The sequence below is a fragment of the Hydrogenobaculum acidophilum genome (genome assembly GCF_054656715.1).
The window spans coordinates 69,101-87,887 of sequence record NZ_BAAHXP010000005.1 but is presented as its reverse complement, the minus strand read 5'-3'; the positions used below and the strand labels follow the sequence as shown (position 1 = coordinate 87,887).

The 18,787-nt window shown below is 34.4% G+C and carries 19 protein-coding genes; 15 read left to right on the top strand and 4 right to left on the bottom strand.

What is annotated here, in order from left to right:
- Window positions 1-3: 3 nt before the first annotated feature.
- The gene (lepB, locus tag ACYQZV_RS04305) at window positions 4-684 is read right to left on the bottom strand and encodes a signal peptidase I (protein ID WP_459893567.1); all 681 of its coding nucleotides are present in this window, start codon (window positions 682-684) and stop codon (window positions 4-6) included.
- Window positions 685-751: 67 nt separating this feature from the next.
- Here lepB and ACYQZV_RS04300 point away from each other — a divergent pair, with 67 nt between their 5' ends.
- From ACYQZV_RS04300 to ACYQZV_RS04230, 15 genes are all read left to right on the top strand, one after another.
- Window positions 752-1,969: a molybdopterin molybdotransferase MoeA gene (locus ACYQZV_RS04300; protein ID WP_459893565.1), complete on the top strand. Its 1,218-nt coding sequence runs from the start codon at window positions 752-754 to the stop codon at window positions 1,967-1,969.
- Between the two features lie 22 nt (window positions 1,970-1,991).
- Window positions 1,992-2,198 (top strand): sulfur carrier protein ThiS, encoded by a 207-nt coding sequence (gene thiS / locus ACYQZV_RS04295; protein WP_459893563.1) that lies wholly within the window; start codon window positions 1,992-1,994, stop codon window positions 2,196-2,198.
- A complete protein-coding gene (locus ACYQZV_RS04290) occupies window positions 2,199-2,990 on the top strand; it encodes a thiazole synthase (protein ID WP_459893561.1) in 792 nt (263 codons plus the stop codon). It abuts the gene before it with no gap.
- Window positions 2,987-4,315, top strand: a complete 1,329-nt coding sequence (hemG, locus tag ACYQZV_RS04285; RefSeq protein WP_459893559.1) for a protoporphyrinogen oxidase — start codon at window positions 2,987-2,989, stop codon at window positions 4,313-4,315. Before ACYQZV_RS04290 ends, hemG begins: the two co-directional genes overlap by 4 nt.
- Window positions 4,299-4,928 (top strand): class I SAM-dependent methyltransferase, encoded by a 630-nt coding sequence (locus tag ACYQZV_RS04280; protein ID WP_459893557.1) that lies wholly within the window; start codon window positions 4,299-4,301, stop codon window positions 4,926-4,928. Before hemG ends, ACYQZV_RS04280 begins: the two co-directional genes overlap by 17 nt.
- Before the next feature lie 8 nt (window positions 4,929-4,936).
- A complete protein-coding gene (locus ACYQZV_RS04275) occupies window positions 4,937-5,656 on the top strand; it encodes a DODA-type extradiol aromatic ring-opening family dioxygenase (RefSeq protein WP_459893554.1) in 720 nt (239 codons plus the stop codon).
- A gap of 261 nt (window positions 5,657-5,917) precedes the next feature.
- Window positions 5,918-6,844, top strand: coding sequence for an outer membrane protein assembly factor BamD (locus ACYQZV_RS04270; protein WP_459893552.1), 927 nt, complete (start codon window positions 5,918-5,920; stop codon window positions 6,842-6,844).
- A complete protein-coding gene (gene rsfS, locus ACYQZV_RS04265) occupies window positions 6,837-7,169 on the top strand; it encodes a ribosome silencing factor (protein ID WP_459893550.1) in 333 nt (110 codons plus the stop codon). The genes ACYQZV_RS04270 and rsfS overlap by 8 nt, the downstream gene beginning before the upstream one ends.
- Window positions 7,166-8,275 carry a hypothetical protein gene (locus ACYQZV_RS04260; RefSeq protein ID WP_459893548.1) on the top strand — a complete coding sequence of 370 codons (1,110 nt, stop codon included), beginning with the start codon at window positions 7,166-7,168 and terminating at the stop codon, window positions 8,273-8,275. The genes rsfS and ACYQZV_RS04260 overlap by 4 nt, the downstream gene beginning before the upstream one ends.
- Entirely contained in the window at window positions 8,272-8,964 is a 693-nt protein-coding gene (locus ACYQZV_RS04255; protein ID WP_459893546.1) for a response regulator transcription factor, read from the top strand. Before ACYQZV_RS04260 ends, ACYQZV_RS04255 begins: the two co-directional genes overlap by 4 nt.
- The gene (locus ACYQZV_RS04250; RefSeq protein ID WP_459893544.1) at window positions 8,961-9,305 is read left to right on the top strand and encodes a hypothetical protein; all 345 of its coding nucleotides are present in this window, start codon (window positions 8,961-8,963) and stop codon (window positions 9,303-9,305) included. The genes ACYQZV_RS04255 and ACYQZV_RS04250 overlap by 4 nt, the downstream gene beginning before the upstream one ends.
- Window positions 9,306-9,389: 84 nt before the next feature.
- Window positions 9,390-11,660, top strand: coding sequence for an endonuclease MutS2 (locus ACYQZV_RS04245; protein ID WP_459893542.1), 2,271 nt, complete (start codon window positions 9,390-9,392; stop codon window positions 11,658-11,660).
- Window positions 11,661-12,719, top strand: a complete 1,059-nt coding sequence (locus ACYQZV_RS04240) for a mechanosensitive ion channel family protein (RefSeq protein WP_459893540.1) — start codon at window positions 11,661-11,663, stop codon at window positions 12,717-12,719.
- Between the two features lie 12 nt (window positions 12,720-12,731).
- Window positions 12,732-13,670, top strand: a complete 939-nt coding sequence (locus tag ACYQZV_RS04235; RefSeq protein WP_459893538.1) for an NAD-dependent epimerase/dehydratase family protein — start codon at window positions 12,732-12,734, stop codon at window positions 13,668-13,670.
- Window positions 13,670-14,941: an NAD(P)/FAD-dependent oxidoreductase gene (locus ACYQZV_RS04230; protein ID WP_459893536.1), complete on the top strand. Its 1,272-nt coding sequence runs from the start codon at window positions 13,670-13,672 to the stop codon at window positions 14,939-14,941. Before ACYQZV_RS04235 ends, ACYQZV_RS04230 begins: the two co-directional genes overlap by 1 nt.
- Here the strand turns inward: ACYQZV_RS04230 and ACYQZV_RS04225 are convergent.
- The 3 genes from ACYQZV_RS04225 to ACYQZV_RS04215 are packed head-to-tail and all read right to left on the bottom strand — an operon-like array spanning window position 14,938 to window position 18,727.
- Entirely contained in the window at window positions 14,938-16,290 is a 1,353-nt protein-coding gene (locus ACYQZV_RS04225; protein ID WP_459893534.1) for an ArnT family glycosyltransferase, read from the bottom strand. The genes ACYQZV_RS04230 and ACYQZV_RS04225 overlap by 4 nt on opposite strands.
- The gene (locus ACYQZV_RS04220; protein ID WP_459893532.1) at window positions 16,291-17,799 is read right to left on the bottom strand and encodes a sigma-54 interaction domain-containing protein; all 1,509 of its coding nucleotides are present in this window, start codon (window positions 17,797-17,799) and stop codon (window positions 16,291-16,293) included.
- Window positions 17,792-18,727: an NAD(P)H-dependent glycerol-3-phosphate dehydrogenase gene (locus ACYQZV_RS04215; RefSeq protein ID WP_459893531.1), complete on the bottom strand. Its 936-nt coding sequence runs from the start codon at window positions 18,725-18,727 to the stop codon at window positions 17,792-17,794. The genes ACYQZV_RS04220 and ACYQZV_RS04215 overlap by 8 nt, the downstream gene beginning before the upstream one ends.
- Window positions 18,728-18,787: the final 60 nt, after the last annotated feature.

The window sequence follows — 18,787 nt, the reverse complement described above, 5'->3', positions numbered from 1 at the left end:
GAATTATCTCCTCATAAGTGGCATACCTATTCTATCTATCCTTGGGCTTATAAGGGCTAAAAGAAGCTGTCTTATACCGATTAGAGGGTTGTTTTCGGCGGTGGTAAGAGATGGTACATGACCAGAAAAATAAATCACAAATGCATCACCTATAAGGTCTTTTCTTGGTACAAAGCCCCAGTATCTGCTGTCTTCTGAGTTGTCTCGGTTGTCACCCATGACAAAGTAATCTCCTGGCGGTACTACTACGTCTACATTTCTCCTTGGAACAAAAGGATGTTTGTATATGGCTATAAGGTGTTTTCTAAACTTTCCGTTTCCAATGGGAAGATATTCGTAATATATGAGTTTTCTATTGGTTTGCTTTACAAATTGCCATTTTACCTCTTTGCCGTTTATATAAAGGGTTTGGCCTTTGACTACTATGTGGTCCCCAGGAACACCTATTATTCTTTTTATAAAATCTATTTGTGGGTTTACTGGCCATTTAAACACCACTATATCTCCTCTTTTTGGCTTTGATATTTCGTAAGCTAGCCTGTTTACCAGTACAAAATCCCCCACGTCAAGGGTGGGTTTCATAGAACCAGAGGGTATGTTGAAAGCTTCTACCACGAAAGCTCTTAGGAAAATCACAACTATTACTATAATTACTAATTCTTTTATCTCTTTTAAAAAATTCATTTGGTATATTATACTAAAAGCCTATAAAATTTGCATGAAAAGGATAAAACAATGCTAAAATAAAAGTATGATAGATTTTGAAGATGCTCTAAGGATTGTTTTAAATGAAGCTAAGGTTTTGGGTAGCGAGCGTATATTTATATCGGAAGCTCTTAATAGAGTAGTTTACAAAGATATATACGCACAGGTTGATATGCCATCATTTGATAACGCTGCGATGGATGGTTTTGCAGTGATAAACGAGGATTTACTGCCCCTTAAAAATGCTTTACCTGTTAAGCTTAAACTTGTAGGAGAGACTCCGGCTGGTGATGTTCCAACATCTATAAAAAGAGGCGAAGCTGTAAAAATATACACAGGTGCTCCAATACCAGAAGGTGCTGATACAGTAATAGAGCTAGAGCTTACAAAAATAAATGGTAATGAAGTAGAATTTATAGCTTATAGAGAAAAAGGCGCAAACATAAGAAAAAAGGGAGAGGATATTAAAAAAGGAGAGCTTTTGTTAGAATCTGGAAAAGTCTTAAGAGGATATGAACTTGGTATTTTGGCTTCTCACAATATAGTAACGTTGGATGTATTTAGGACTCCAAGGGTCGGTATTTTTGTAACCGGTGATGAGATATTGGATATAGGTCAAGAAAGCATTAAAGCTTCAGAGATAAGGAGTTCAAATCATATAAGCATAATGGGGCTTTTGGAAAGCATGGGTATAAAACCCACGTTTATAGGTATAGTAAAAGATGATAGGGAAGCTATAAAGGATGTTTTGAGACGCGTAGATGAGTTTGATGTTCTCATATCAACTGGTGGGGTTTCTGTAAGCGATAAAGATTTTACCAAAGAAGTTGTTAGAGAGCTTGGTTTTGATGTTAAGTTTCACAAGGTAGCCATAAAACCTGGCAAGCCTATGCTTTTTGCTAAGAAGGGTGATAAGTTATTCTTTGGGCTTCCTGGAAATCCTGTCTCTTGCGTTATAAATTTTGATATACTTGTAAGACCTGTCATCAAAAAAATAATGGGATATAAAGATATTATAAAACCTTTCCTAAGAGCAAAGCTTATAGCTCCTATAAAGAGAAAATCTTCAGATAGGCTTGAGTTTTTAAGAGGTATTTTGAACTTAGAGCAAGAGCTTTTGGTAGAGGCTTTACCAAAGCAAGGTTCTCACATGCTTACAGAGTTTAGAAATGCAAGTTGCTATATTTTGGTGCCAAAAGGTGTAAATGAGATATCAGCTGGTGAATATGTGGATGTAATAATGTTTTCATCATACATAAGATAGTAAAACTTACTAAATTTTTAATGTGCGTATCAAAGTAAACGGTCAGTACTACGATTTTGAAAAGCCTTTAAACGTTTTAGAGCTTATAGAGTTTTTTGGTGTCAAATTAAGACCAGTGGGTCTTGCTGTGGCCATCAACGAAGATATCGTGCCAAAATCTAAATACCAGGAAGTCTTCGTAAAAGATGGTGACTGTGTTGAAATTATAGAGCTAGTAGGAGGCGGTTAAATGGAAGATATCATGTCTTTTGATCCTTTGACAATAGCTGGAAGAGAGTTTAGGTCCAGGCTGTTTATAGGTTCTGGTAAGTTTAAGAGCTTTCAAGAAAACAAAGAAGTCTTGGAAGCCTCTGGAGCAGAAGTGATAACAGTAGCGGTAAGAAGGGTAAATATTACTGATAGAACAAAGGAAAATCTCTTAGATTACATAGACCCAAACAAATATTTGATACTTCCAAACACAGCCGGTTGTTATACGGCAAAAGACGCTATCAATACTGCAATGCTTGCTAGAGAAGCCACTGGTATAGAATGGATAAAGTTAGAAGTTATAGGAGACCAAAAGACTTTATATCCAGATATGGAGCAAACGGTAGAAGCTGCAAAGGTGCTTGTGAAAGAAGGTTTTAAGGTGCTTCCTTATATATTTGACGATCCTATTTCTGCTAAAAAGCTTGAAGATATAGGATGTGTAGCGGTTATGCCATTAGCTAGTCCCATAGGCTCTGGCCTTGGGGTTCAAAACAAGTACAACATCATGTTTATAAAAGAGGCTGTTTCGGTACCTGTAATAGTAGATGCTGGTATTGGTAGTGCTGCCGATATACCAATTGTGTTTGAACTTGGCGCAGATGCCGTATTGACAAACACTGCTCTAGCAGAGGCTCAAAATCCTATACTTATGGCAAAAGCTATGAAACATGCATGGATGGCCGGCAGGCTTTCTTATTTGGCAGGTAGAATGCCTAAAAGGACATACGCTGTTCCATCATCTCCTTTGACAGGAGTACCATTTAAATGAAAGACGCTGTAATAATAGGCGCAGGTGTTAGTGGTATAGTAGCAGCTTATACCCTTAAAAAAGCTGGTTTTGACCCTCTTGTCATAGAAAAAGAACCTCACATAGGGGGGTCTACATATACTCTAAGAGAAGATGGGCGTGTTATAGAGCTTGGTGTACAGTCAGTTTTGGGTCAGGAAGAATTTTTGGCTTTTACTAAAGAGCTGAATTTAAAACCCCTTCATCCACCTAAAGAGCATGCTAATACAAGATATGTATATATAAACGGCAAACTAAAAAAAATGCCTTCTACCCCTTTGGAGTTTTTAACTGGAGATTTTTTCTCGTTGTTTGGTAAAATTAGGCTTTTAAGAGAACCTTTTATACCCCCAAAAGATGACCCCAAAGAAAGCATAAGCGATTTTGTGAAAAGACGCCTTGGAAAGGAATTTTTAGATAAGATAGTAGAACCTTTCGTATGCGGTATATATGCTGGAGACCCAGATAAACTGTCTGCCAAATACGCTGTTAAAAGGGTGAAAGCCTTAGAAGATGAATACGGTTCTATAATAAAAGGTGCAATGAAGAAAAAAGCCCTTGGTCCTCAAGGCGAGATTACCTCTTTTGAAGGTGGGCTTTTGACGTTTTTAGAGAAAATGGCTTCTGGTATAGAAGTATCATTGGAAAATGTAGCTTTGAAGATAACCAAAAAAGATGATATATACACTATAGATACTAAAAGCGGTAAAATTCAAACAAAATCTATACTTATAGCCACACCCGCTTACAGCGCCTCTTATCTTCTTAGAAACCTCACTTGGAGTATGTCAGGTGAACTAGATGAGATAGAGTATGCCCCTGTGATAGTTATAAGTGCTATAGTAAAAAAATCTCTTCCAAAAGGTTTTGGGTTTTTAATACCAAGAAAAGAAAATACCATCATGCTTGGAGCGCTTTTTTCTAGCAATTTATTTAACATTTCTAAAGAAGGAGAAAGTATTATAACCATCTATGTAGGTGGAGAAAGAAGAAAAGATGTGGTGGATTGGCCTGAGGATAAGATAATAAAAGAGGTAAAAAAGGAGCTAAAGCAAATCCTTGGTATAGATGAGTTTGAAAAATACTATTTCAAGAAGTGGAAAAAGGCAATACCTCAATACAATATAGGCTATGAAAAGTTTATAAACACCGTAAAGGATATAGAAAATATGAACAAAGGTGTTTTTATAGCGGGAAACTATGTTGAAGGAAACTCTTTTAATGATTCTTTAAGGTACGCCATTAAAAAAGCAAAAGAGCAAATAGAATTTCTTAAAAAAGGAGTGGTGCATGGCGCACAAGTTTAATCCGGAACATTTAAAGCGTCTTGACAACGAAGAACGTCTTGAGCTTTTTGACCCAGAAAAGACCTTAAAACAGTTTGGCTTAAAAGCTGGATACAAGGTCCTTGATATAGGCACGGGGGCTGGCTTTTACCTACCTTATCTTAGCAAGATGGTGGGCCCAGAAGGCAAAGTTTATGCTATAGACCAAGAGCCTCAAGCTGTAGAATATGCAAAAAATAAGGTAGAGAAGCTATGTCTTCAAAATGTGATAGTGCTTCAATCAGAAGAAAATAAAATTCCTCTTCCAGATAAAATCATTGATTTTGCCTATATGGCTTTTGTTTTTCACGAGCTTACAAACCCTGGTGAATTTCTGTCGGAGCTTTTAAGAGTCTTAAAGCCTGGGGCTTTGATAGGGATTATAGAATGGAAAAAAGAGGACAGAGACAAAGGTCCACCAAAAGAAGAGGTGCCTTCTGAATGGGAGCTTGGTCTTGCTTTAGAAGATGTAGGTATAAAAGTGGGTAGAATGATAGAGCTTGGGAAATACTGTTATGGCGTTTATGCTATGGCTCCAGACCCAGAGTTGGAGCAAAAGATGAACAACCCCATAAAAATACCACCTGCGCTATAACATTTCACATGATATATTTTATATCGCATGGGTCTCCCATGCTTTTAACTAAAAATAACGATTTTACAAGTATGCTAAGAAACCAAGAGAGAAGGCTAAAGTCTTCTAAATACGTAATTGTGATATCTCCACATTGGCTCACAGAAAAGCCCATGATAAGCGAAAGCCCATCTCCTATCTTATACGATTTTTATGGATTCCCAGAAGAGCTTTATTCTATTAAGTATGAGGCTTTTACAGATAAAGAAATTGTAGATAAGATATCCTCTAAACTTTCTTTAGAAAAAACAAAAAGAGGTTTAGACCACGGTGCTTGGGCTTTGCTTTACCACATGTTAAAGGATGCATCTTTATCAATAGTTCAACTTAGCATACCCATTAACAAAGATTTTGATTTTTATATTGATTTTGGTGAAAAATTGTCTTATTTCAAAGAGGAAGCTAGTATCATACTAAGCGGTGGGGCTATTCACAACCTCATGCTTATAAAAGATAAAACCGATGATTGGGCTTATGAGTTTGCCGAGTTTATAATGAACGCCGTTTTAAATCGTGATATTAAAAGCCTTAAAAATTTTAGGCATCATCGATATGGAAGTCTTGCCCATCCTACCATAGAGCATTTTATACCACTTTTTTACTTTATGGGTGCTTGCCAAAGGCCTACAATTCTTTACGATGGTTTTGAAATGGGTAATCTATCTCTTTTGAGTTTTGCATGTTTATAGTTTTGCTTTAAAATAAATTTTATTTTCAAAAGTTTAAGGCTTTTAGAAGAAGAGATAAAAATTATAAAGGACACTGGGGTAGAGGCCTTTGGATACAAGATAAAGGTATAAAGTGGTATTGAAAGAAAGGTAGATTTATTGTTAAAAGCTAAAAACATAGAAGATAGGCCTATTTTGAAGAGGCAAAAATAACTGGTGTTTTAATATGAGTTATCTTAAAGATAAATATTTTGAGTAGGTTTGATGTGATATACTATTAATATGAAAAAAAGCTTTAAAATTTTAGCTATAGCTTTGAGTTTTATGGGTATTTCATTTATGGTTAGTTCTTGTGCTAAAGTAACTCAAAAAGAGAGGGAAGAGAGGGCTATAAAAGGTTATACAAGAGGTTCTGAGGCTTTTACAAACGGCAATTATTCTTCCGCTGAGGAAAATCTATCTAGAGCACTAAAGTACTTAGAAAACCTTACACCAGAGCAAATAGAAAGGGCTAGGTTTATGCTGGCTAAAAGCTATTATCTTGACCATGATTATACCAACGCCATCATCTATTTAGAAAGCTTTTTGTACTATTATCCAAACTCTCCAGAAGCTCCCCAAGCTACTTACATGCTCATTAAAAGCTACTATAAAATAGCTCCAGATGCTTACAGAGACCAAAGTTATACCTATAAGGCTATAGACCTTGCAAAGGAATTTTTAAGCAAATATCCAAACAATCCATACGACTCTGAGGTAAGAGAGCTTATAGACAAGGCAAGGCAAAAGATAGCAAAACACGACGAGCTTATAGCGAAGTTTTATGAGGATTATGGCTTTTATTATCCGGCTGCCGAAAGATACAAAGACATGCTCATAAACGATACTCAATATATCTCCAAAACAAAAACCTACTATAGACTTATAAAAAATCTTTTGCTAGTTCCAAAACAGGCTAAGAGGTATGAAGATAAATATAAAGATATGTTGAAAAGAGATGAGGATAAGCTTCGCCATGCAAAAGCCCAAAACAAACCTTTCATAGAAAGGCGTATAAAGTTTTGGAAGCTTCAAATAAAAAGATGGGAAGACTTGGCAGCGAAATCTAGAAAAGAAGGCTTAGAGTACTTCAAAAAATACAAAGAGATGTTTGGACAAACTCCTTATGTGGTAAAATTGGAGAGACTTGTTAAAGAATCTAATGGATAAGCTAAGGCTCATCAAAACGCTTTTGGAAGATAAGAAGGCGGAAGATATATCAATTTTGGATGTGAGAAAGCATACCAATATAGCCGATTATTTTGTGATAGCTACTGCTAACTCTAGCATACACGCAAAGGCTTTAGCAGAATATTTGGAAAAGGAGCTAAAAAACAGAGGCATTACAATAGACCATGTTGAAGGTCTAAACGAGCATGCCCAGTGGATACTTCTAGACCTTCTTGATGTGATAGTGCATATACAAACAAAAGAGGCAAGGGAGTATTACAATCTAGACTGGCTATGGTCAAATGCAGAGAGGGTTGATATATGAAGCTTTTAAACATTTTTAAAATTCTACTCATAGGGCTTTTAATAATAGCTATAGTAGTCTTTGTAGCAGAGCATATGTACGATGTAAACGTATATTTTTTCACATACACATTCAAAGTGCCTCTTTTTGTATTGCTACTTACTTTTGGTTTTATTGGTTTTATTATACCAACGCTTATATTTTCTTGGCGAGAGAGAAAGCTTAGCTCCAAACTTTCAAATATTTTTAACATATCAAAAGCTATATTTTTCTCCAAATATCAAAAGCCCAAAGTAAATTTAGATGCTATAAAGGATGTAAAACCTCTTTATTTCATATTTTCAAACCTATTAAAACAAACACCAGCGTATGAAGATGACATATATAGCAAGTTTGAAAAGGCAAAATCTTTAAGATATGAAAATCCTCAGGAAGCTATCAAAAGCCTTGATTCGTTAGAAGAAAAGTATGTGGCTTTACAGTTAAAAAGAAATATTTTATTTGACGCAAGAGACTATCAAGGTGCTTATGAAGCTCAACAAGAGGTACTAAAAAATACTCCGCGCTCAGAAAAAGCCTTTCAAAAAGATGTTTTAAATACTCTTAAAAGCCTAAATGCTAATAGCATAGAAGATAAAACAAAACTTTTGAACGAATTAGAAGATGCTTTTGATGATACAAAAAACGAGCTTACCGCATTTTTATACTTATCCGAGCTTTTAGCTCAAGAAAAGACAAAAGATGCTTCTAAGGTAGTAGACAACGTTGTGCAGGCAAATTTACAAGATAAGCTTATGCTGGTGGGGTGCTCAAATCCAGAAAAAGCTGTATATCTTATGAGTACAAACATAGAAAAAAGCGTTTCAAAATATGTGCTTGGAGTATTTTACATACACATAGGAGCTCCCCAAAAAATTAAGATGCTTTCGGAAACGTCTACTGACAGCGAGATAGTGGATTTTCTTTTAAAAGCTTATCAAGACCAATCTCAAAAAGATGGATTTAACATCGTTTTTAAAAGCTTAAAACTTTGGAAGTGTAAAGAATGCGGCGAAACTTTTAAAGATTTTTCTCCTAAGTGTTCTTGTGATAGTTGGTTTAGTTTCGAGCCATATATAGGTTTATGAGTCTAAAAGCTCTTATAGTAGAAGACGACGAGCTTCTTTTGGAAACACTAGAGAAGGGTTTTATACACGAAGGCTTTGAAGTGGATATAGCAAAAGATGGTTTTCAAGCAATCCAAAAAGCAAAATCAAATAACTATGATATTATAATCCTTGATGTGGTAATTCCTAAGATAGATGGTGTGAAAGTTTGCCGCCAATTAAGACTTCAAAGTGAAACCCCAATTATCATGTTAACGGCAAAATCTCAGCTAGAAGACAAATTGGAGGGCTTAGAAGCTGGGGCAGATGACTATATTACAAAACCATTTTCTTTTAAAGAGTTAATCATGAGGGTAAAAACCGTTTTAAGGCGTTATAACAAAGTCGAAGAAGAAAAAATCATCCTAAAAGACCTCATCATTGATATTAAAGATTTTAAAGTTTTTTACAAAGGCCAATCAATAAACCTAACCCCAAAAGAGTTTGAACTTTTGAAAACCCTCGCCCAAAACCCAAACAAAACCATAAGAAGAGAAATCCTTCTCAACAAAGTCTGGGGTATAGGCTCTGATTACGATTCAAACATTGTGGATGTCTATATCAAAAATATCCGCAATAAGCTAGGAGATAAACCGCCAAAGCTAATCCTTACTGTAAGAGGAAGAGGCTATATGCTTAGCACAGAAGAGGCTCAAAAGGAGGTGTTATGAATATATTTTTAGGTCAACCTATTGGCAATGTAAATAACGGTGCAATGGAGCAAAAGGTTATAAATAACCAAGCTTTTAGAGTGGTTAAAGGAAAGCGCTTTACTTACTATATAAAAACTGATGAAAATGGTATAGTAAAAGAGGTGGTGGCAAAATCTCAAAGAGAGCTTGCTCCTATGTCTTACTTTGTTCAAAATCCAGAAAGTTGTACCAAAAAGCTCATATTTAGAGCGCCTCTTAGGATGGCTATATGGCAGTACAACTGTCCTCAAGGTAAGATTGAATACAAGACCTTTGGGCCTCCTGGATTTTTAAATACCGAGGCAAAACTTTTAAAATAGAATAATATCTCTTTTTATCTGATTGCTTTGGCTAGTCTCTTATTTTCTTTTAGAATACAATCTTTTGATGTTATCATATTAAATATGAGAGAATACGAGATAAGAAAGTTAGAGTTTAATAAAATAAAGGAAAACATAAAATTAAGGATACATTCTATTGCAAGCGCAGATTATATAGAACATATGAAACCTTTATCCAAAGATGAACTTTTGCAAGAGCAAAAGCTTGTAGAATGTTTTATGTGGCTTTTAAAACAAAAAGGAAATGTTTTGTATAGTTTTGACGATATTTCTAAAAGCCTAAAAAAAGCTATGATTGAAGAAAGCGTTTTGGGAGCAGATGAGATAATCGCCATATATAAAGTTTTAAAGATTATAAAAGATGTAAGGAAGTTTTTGGTGGATAGTTTGGATAGATGCGATGTTTTAAATAGGATTTTAAAAGACCTTGGAACGTTTCAAACTTTAGAGGCTGAGATAGAAAGAACCATTGACCCATCTGGTATTATAAAATCTGAAGCTTCAAGGGATTTGCTTGAGATAAGAAAAGAGATAAAACATGTTGAAAAAACTATCACGGAAAAACTAGAGGCGCTTTTTCAAAGACCAGATAGCGATACGTTGTTTTCTGAAAAACTCATAACCCTAAGGCAAAATAGATATGTGGTGCCTGTTAAAACCCAAAGCGTAAAGAGGATTGTTGGCATAGTGCATGGAGTATCCTCTTCTGGTTTTACAACATATTTAGAACCCCAAATAGTGGTGGACCTAAACAACAAATTGGCAATGCTAAGGACCGAAGAAGAAAAAGAGATTCATCTTGTTTTAAAAAAGTTGACATCTGTTATAAGAGAAAGGGCTAATAGGCTTTTGGATTCTTTTAATACGGTTGTAAAAGTTGATGTTTTGTTGGCAAAAGCTTCTTTTGGAATAGAATACGAATGCTCTATACCTTCTATTGGCGATTATGTGGAGCTTTTAGGTGCAAGAAATCCTATTATGAGTATATTATCTCAAAATCCAGTACCTATCGATATAATATTAAACAAGAAGGGACTTGTGCTCACTGGTCCAAACACTGGCGGTAAAACTGTATTTTTAAAGACTTTGGGACTTTGCTATATTATGTTTTTGCATGCTATACCAATACCGGTTTCACCAAAATCAAGACTTCCCATATTTGATAACATCTTTGCGGACATAGGGGATGAACAAGATATATCTCAATCTTTATCAACGTTTTCGTCTCATATAAAAAATATATCTGAAATACTTCAAAACTCTACCGAAGACTCTCTAATACTTTTGGATGAGCTTGGAGCGGGTACAGATCCATTAGAGGGCTCTGCTCTTGGTATAGCCATACTTGATTATATAAAAAGATTGAACGCTTTTGTGGTGGTATCAACGCATCATACGCCAATAAAGCTTTGGGCTGTGAATTCAGATTATTATGAGCCAGCTACTTTAATGTTTGACAAAGATACTCTCAGGCCACTTTATAGAGTTGTTTATGGCACTATAGGTGAAAGCATGGGGATAGAAGTAGCAAGAAGGTTTGGTATACCAAAGGACGTAATATTAGAAGCTCAGAAACTGTTGGGAGAAAATACTTTAGAATACCAAGGCTTAATGGAAAAATTAAACGAACTTACAAAAGAATACCATGATAAAATGGAACTTTTGGAAAAGCACAGACAAGAGCTTGAGCTTTTAAAGAGAAAGTATGAATCTTTAATAGAGGAGATGGAAAAGGCAAAACAAGAAGCTTGGAAAAATACCGTGAAGGAGGCAAACGAATATCTTGAGCAGCTTAGAAAAGAAGCACAAGAGTTTTTAAGTGGTTTGAAAGAAAAAGCTGGTTTGAAGGATTTTATAAAACAAAAACAAGAGGAGCTAAGAAAGTTTGAAAAAGAGGAGCAAGAGCCTATAGAGGTGGGTGACTGGGTAGAGTTTATGGGTGGTAAAGGAAGGGTATTGGAAATAAGGCAAGACAAAGCTCAGGTGATGTTTGGAGACATAAAAGCGTGGATAAAATTAAAAGACCTTTCTAAAACTGCTAAATTACCCAAGACCCATACCACTAGCATAAGTTTGCAAAGGTTTGAAAACAAGAAAGCCGGAGTACCGGAGATAAATTTAACAGGACTTTCTATAGAGGAGGCTATAAGCAAGTTGGATAAATTTTTAGATAGTGCCTTTGCAAGTGGTGTAAAGATGGCAAAGATAATACATGGACTTGGAGTGCTTAAGAAGGCAGTTACCGATTATTTGTCATCTTCTTCTTACGTAGTTTTTTATAGGGACGCTTATCCAAAAGAAGGTGGTCAGGGTACTACCGTTGTATATTTTTAGATGAGCAGCATTATGCTTCCAAAACAGCTTAAGTTTGAATTTTTAGGTCATATCTTCAAAAATAGACAAGAATATGGAATGGCGGTTTTTGGTTTTTATAGTGTGCTGTTTTTTGGTATTGGGCTTTTAATAGGAATACTTATAAATCTTATTTTTAAAAGCTTTAAAACCACCAGCAAAGTAAGTATAAATTCTTTTTTTGTGGGCCTTTGGAGTGCCTTTTTAGGTGCTTATATATCCTCTGATTATCTTTATATAAACAAAAGAGCCCATATTGTAGTAGACAGAGTTATACTTTTTTCCCTTGTTTTTTTAGGCTTTTATATTATTTCAACAATAATAGGAGAAATTATCTCTTTATACGTGAAATCAAAAACACGCGAAGTGCCGTCTTCTATTTTAAAAGCTTCAATAGTGATTTTTGTTTCTGTTATAGGGCTTTTTATAGCTTTTCAAAGTATAGGTCTTTCTATCACACCGCTTATTACTACATTGGGAGTTGGCACTGTAGTTATAGGCCTTGCCTTACAAGATACATTGTCAAACTTTTTGTCTGGTTTTTATATACTTTTGAGTAAGAATATAAGGGTTGGGGATTACATAAAGTTTGATGTTTATGAAGGGTATGTGGAAGATATATATTGGCGTACTACCCATGTGAGAACTCTTTCTGGGAATGTCATAGTAATACCAAATTCAAAATTAACATCTTCTGTTATCACAAACTACCACCTTCCTTATGAGAACATGGCTGTTGTATTTTCACTGTCTGTTGGATACAAAGAAGATTTGGAAAGGGTGGAGAATTTGCTTGTAGAGATAGCAAAAGATGTAATAAATAGAGTAGAAGGAGCAGACAAAAGCTTTAAACCTATTGTGAGGTATAGCTCTTTTGGAGCTTCTGGTATAAACTTGAGCCTTGTTGTGAAGGTAGAGGAGTTTGTAAACCAATATCTTATTGTTCATGAGCTTTTAAAAGCTATAAAAAAACGCTTTGACCAAGAAAATATAGAAATACCCTATCAAACAATAAATGTGCTGTTAAAAAATCAAAGTTGATATAATTTTCATATGGAATTAGATAAAAAGATAGTGCTTCCTGGTGGTGCTGGTCTTGTAGGGCAAAATTTGGTGACTTTTTTGAAAGAAGCAGGCTATAAAAATATAGTGGTTATAGATAAACATAAAAAAAACTTAGATATACTAAAGTCTCTTCATGAAAATATAACAGCTATTTATAGCGATTTATCAGAAAAAGGAGATTGGGAAAAATATCTAGAAGATGCTGATATCCTCGTGATGCTTCAGGCCCAGATAGGAGCCAAAACTTATGAACCTTTTTATAAAAACACTATAAAATCCACTGAAAATGTATTGGATGCTTGTAAAAAATACGATGTTGGTTATATAGTGCACATAAGCTCTTCTGTTGTTAACTCAGTGGCAAAGGATTTTTATACAGAAACCAAAAAAGCCCAAGAAAGGATGGTGTTAGAATCAGGTATTCGAAATGTCGTCTTAAGACCTACTCTTATGTTTGGATGGTTTGATAGAAAGCATCTTGGCTGGCTATCAAGGTTTATGAAGGCAATACCCGTATTTCCAATCCCTGGAGATGGTAAATATATAAGACAGCCTTTATATGTGAAAGATTTTTGCAACATAATAATAGATTGTATAAAAACAAAAAAAGAAGGTATATACAATATTACTGGTATAGAAAAGGTGTATTATATAGACATTATAAAGACTATAAAAGAGTATACCAAGGCAAAGGCTATCATTTTAAATATCCCTTACTCTTTGTTTTATGTACTTTTATACATATGGGGCATATTTGATAAAGACCCACCTTTTACGGTAGACCAACTCAAAGCTCTTGTGGCAGGAGATGTCTTTGAGGTGATAGATTGGCCTCATATTTTCAACGTAAAACCAACACCTTTTGAAAAAGCTATAGAAGAGACTTTCACACATCCCATATATTCTAAGGTTGTGCTGGAGTTTTGATGAAGATAGCTATAATAGGCGGCGGGCCTATGGGGCTTGCCATTGGTTATTATGCAATTAAGAAAGGGTACAGCGTAGATATATACGAAAAAGATGATGTGCTAGGAGGCATGAGCGCTTCTTTTAATTTTGACGGTGATATCATAGAAAAATATTATCATTTTTTCTGTAAAACAGATTTTTCTTTGTTTGAATTGTTGAAAGAATTGGGAATTTATCAAAAGCTAAAATGGAAACATACTAGTATGGGATTTTACTACAACAACAAACTTCAACCCTTTGGAGACCCAATAAGCCTTTTAAAATTTGATGGACTTGATATAATATCAAAACTTAGATACGCTTTTTTAGCTTTTTATAGTATAAAGATGAAAGATTGGCGTCATCTTGATAATAAATATGCTATAGATTGGATAAAATCTATAATAGGAGAAAAAGCTTACAATGTCTTATGGGATAAGCTTTTCTCTTTGAAGTTTTACGAATATCAACATGAAGTTTCAGCGGCTTGGATATGGAATAGGATAAAAAGAGTAGGGCTTTCAAGAGAAAATATGTTTAAAGAAAGCCTTGGATATGTAGAAGGTGGAGTTAAAACAATAATAGATGCTTTGGCAAATTATCTTAAAGAAAACGGGGCAAGGGTTTATTTAAATAAAGGTGTTGATAAAATCCTAATACAAAACAACGCTTTAAAAGGAATAGAGACAAAAGGTGAGATATTTCATTACGAAAAAGTAATAAGCACTATACCTATCAACATACTTCCACATCTTATAACTGATGAACATATAGCTTCTAAGTACAAAGGCTTTATTTACCTTGATGTAATGTGCGTTTTAATAAAATTAAGAAGACCCTTTGCAAAACATTTTTGGATAAATATAAACGATGATGAAATAAAAATACCTGGGATTATAAATTATACTGCTTTAAGAGATGACATAAAATCTAACATAGTTTATATACCCTTTTACCTTCCAAAGGATAGTGAGCTTTTTAGAAAAGATGAGAGCTTTATAAAGGATATTTGCAAATACTATCTTAAAAAGATAAATAAAGACTTGAAAGATGAAGATTTTTTAGCTTTTAGTATGAACATATATAAAAATGCTCAAGGGGTGTATAAACCGCTTTATCTTCATAGGCTACCGCCAATAAATGTTGCAAAAGACTTTTACGCTCTTGATACCACTTATTATTATCCAGAGGATAGAGGCTTTTCGGAAAGTGTCAGAATAGCAAAATATGTGGTGGACAGATACCTTTAAAATTTACATACAAGATAATCTGAGTTTTGATAGTTTCTTACTATTTTAAAATCCTTATACTTTGAGAGATTTGCTGTAAATACGCATCCGTATGTGAGATGTTTTGGTGGATATAGTATTGGTTTGTGTATTTTTACATCTATGTTTGCTATTACTGAAAACCCTACCCATCCATAATCATCGCAGTATAGTGGTATTCCTTTTTTTATAGTGAGATTGTAAACTTCTTCTGCTATCTTGTTGGTATTCTCTCTGATATGCCCATAGTATATAGGAAATGCTATGCCAAGGGTAATAAATTTAAAGACTATAGCAAAGTATATAAACTTTAGCACCAAATCCTTAAACTTAGGATAAAGCATAACGCTGAAACAGACTGCAAAAATACTATATAAAGGTGCAGCGTATCTTATGCCACTAAAAGGCGGAAGCCAATAGGGTATAAAGTTTATAATCCCTGCCGCCCATGCATTTAGCAAGAATTTATCGTTCTTTAATATTTCAAAATCTATTTTTTTTCTAAAAGCCAAATACAAAAATATTAAAGAGTTTAAAGACATGTTTAACCAAAACTGTACAGGATAACCGAAAAATTGTTTTAAATAAGGTATAACACCTTTAAATCTAAATTTATTTATTATGTCCCATAGCATACCATGCTCGCTTATGCTTGATTTTGGCGCAAAGCCGTACCAAATTATTAAGAAAAATAAGGGAACTATAGAGCTAACAATAGCTGTTTTGTATACGTTTAGTTTTTTAGCTTTTAGTATGTAAAAAGAGATTATCAAAGTAGCATAAAAGTAGACAAAGGATGTAAGAGCCTTTGTGAGAAAACCCCCGGTGGCTAACAAAGAACCAAAAAATATAAGTGGATAAGATTCTTCATATACCCCAAGCATAGTAAACAACATTGACATAGAAGAAAAGCCTATGTAAACTCCATCTTCATATCCAAGCCACCCGTCGTGAATCATAACATCGCCCATGCTTAAGTAAATAAGTGCTCCAAACCAACCGAGCTTTTCATCTTTATAAACTCTTTTTAAAACATATCTTATGCTAAGAGATGTAAGAATAGTCATTGTGATAGTTTGAAGCCTTTGGATAGCTTTGGCGTATTCCCATCCAAAAAGCTTTGAAAATATAATGGTGGGATAGTTAAAAAGAGGTGGTCTATAGTACGGAGTTTTATAAATGGTTTGAAGCACGTACTCTTTGAAATAGCTCATTTCAAAAGAGGGTATAACCCAATTTGCCTCTTCTCCTACATAAGGAAGGTTTAACACAAAAACATAAGGTATTATCAAGAGCAAAAATAATACTCTATAATCCTTCAAAAGTTTCATCTATAGTTTTCTCACCGGTATATCGTATTTTTGTATCCTATAATCTAACTGTCTTAGGGTAAAACCAAGCATCTTTGCAGCTTTTGATTTTACATAGCCACATTTTTCTAAAGCTTTTATTATGGCCTCTTTTTCGGTATTTTCTATTAGGTTTGGAATGTCTGTTTTTGACTTTTCTATGTTTATTCTTGTAGCGAGCACCACGTCTTCTTTGGTTATATCTTTGTTGTTTATTACTACAAGACGCTCTATTAGGTTTTCAAGTTCTCTTATATTTCCTGGCCAGTTATAGTTTATGAGAGCTTCAATAGCTTCTTTTTCTATGTTTATATTTTTTTTGTAGTGTTTGTTAAATTTGTCTAAGAAATGCTTTACCAAAAGTGGGATATCTTCTTTTCTTTCCCTTAAAGCTGGCACCCTTATAGGTATTACGTTTAACCTATAATATAGATCCTCTCTAAACTCTCCTTTTGCCACCATGGAAGCTAAATCTTTGTTGGTGGATGCAATAACCCTTACGTTTACAAATATACTCTTTTCTGCTCCAAGTTTTTCCACCTCTTTTTCTTGGATAACTTTTAAAAGCTTAGATTGGGATTGAAGAGGGAGTTCACCTATCTCGTCTAAAAATATAGTGCCACCGTTTGCTAGTTCAAATTTTCCTTTTTTTGACTGGGTAGCCCCAGTAAAAGCACCTTTCTCGTATCCGAATAACTCAGCCTCTATGAGGGTTTCTGGTATGGCGGCACAGTTTATTGATATAAAAGGCTTATCTTTTCTATCGCTTAAAGTATGAATTGCTTTTGCTATGAGAGATTTTCCAACTCCGCTTTCTCCTAAAAGTAAAACTGTGCTATCTGTTCTTGCTATTTTTTGTATGGTATCTTTTAATATGTGAACTGCTTCTGATTTACCTATAAAACCCTCTATATTAAATGTATCTGAGAACTCCTGAGCTAACAGCTGTCTTTGTTCTTCCCAAGAGGCTTTTTCTTCTTGTAAAATACTAAAAAGTTTATAAGACATACCTATCATAGCACTTACTATGAGCATTATATCCACTACTCTCGTGAGCTCCTCATGTTTATCTAAACTCTTGAAAAGACAAAATACACCTATAGTTTCGTCTTCAGATTTTATTGGAACACCTACAAAGGTTTCATCTTTTATTTTATCCAATATTTTTGTTTTGTTTAGAAAAGATTTATCGCTTTTTGGGTCTTTTATTACTACTGGTATACTATTTTTAAATATGTTTCCTACTATACCTTTCCCGGATTCAAAAAGTATCTTTTTTACACTTTGGTTAAACCCAAAGGCTTCTCTTATCTTTATTGTTTTTGTGCTTTTATCATAAAAAGCTATATAAGAGTATTCTACTCCCCAAAAGGAATAAAATATTTTTAAAATATCTCTCAAAGCTTTATCAAAATCCTTTTGGGAAAGTGCCTTACTCACCGAAGTCAAAAGCGATATATCTATGTTTTCAAGCTTTATTTTGTTAGTCATCTTCTTCTTTTAGCTCCCTTGAGAGAAGGCTCTTCATGCTATCTTCAATAGACATGTTTTCATAAAGGACTTTGTAGACAGCTTTTGTAATAGGAAGGTCTAAATTTCTTTCTATGGCTATATCGTACAAGGCTTTTGTAGTATAATAACCTTCCACTACCTCTTTTATTTCTTCTAACGCTTCTTTTGGGGTTTTCTTTTTGCCTATTAAAAGCCCAAAACGCTTGTTTCTTGATTTGTTAGAGCTTGCTGTTAAAAATAAATCTCCTATCCCTGAAAGCCCATAAAAGGTTTTTTCTTTTGCACCCATGAGCTTTCCTATTTTTATCATTTCTTTTAATCCCCTTGTTACCAAGGCTGCTTGAGCGCTTTCTCCTAAACCTGCACCCTCCACTATACCAGAGGCTATAGCCATTACATTCTTTATAGCGCCGCCTAGGGCTACACCTTTTATATCGTTTGATGTATATACTCTGAAAAGCGATGATGATATGAGGTTTTGTATATTTAGAGCCTTTTCTTTGTTGAAATATCCAAGGGTTAGTGCTACCGGCAAGTCTCTTAAAACATCTTCTGCAAAAGAAGGGCCTGATAGCACAAATAGATTTTCTTTCTTTATACCATGTTCTAACGCTAAGTCTACCACATCTTTGTGGGTGGATATATCTATACCTTTGGAAGCTATTATTATGTCTTTTTCTTTACAATAATCTAATATATGTTTTATGCTTTGGGTGGGTATAGCTATTATCACTAGGCTATGCCTTGAAATTTCCGATACATCTGTGGTGGATTTAACCTGCAGTTGCGATGATATTTTAGAGAGGTTTTCTGCGTTTATGTCATAAATAGTTATGGGTATGTTTTTCTTATTCAAAACGTAAGAAAGTGCATTGCCCCATTTACCTGCTCCAAAAACAAATATCATAATTATATTATATCAGAATATAGTATTAGAAAGTCCTTGTATAATATGATATATATCATT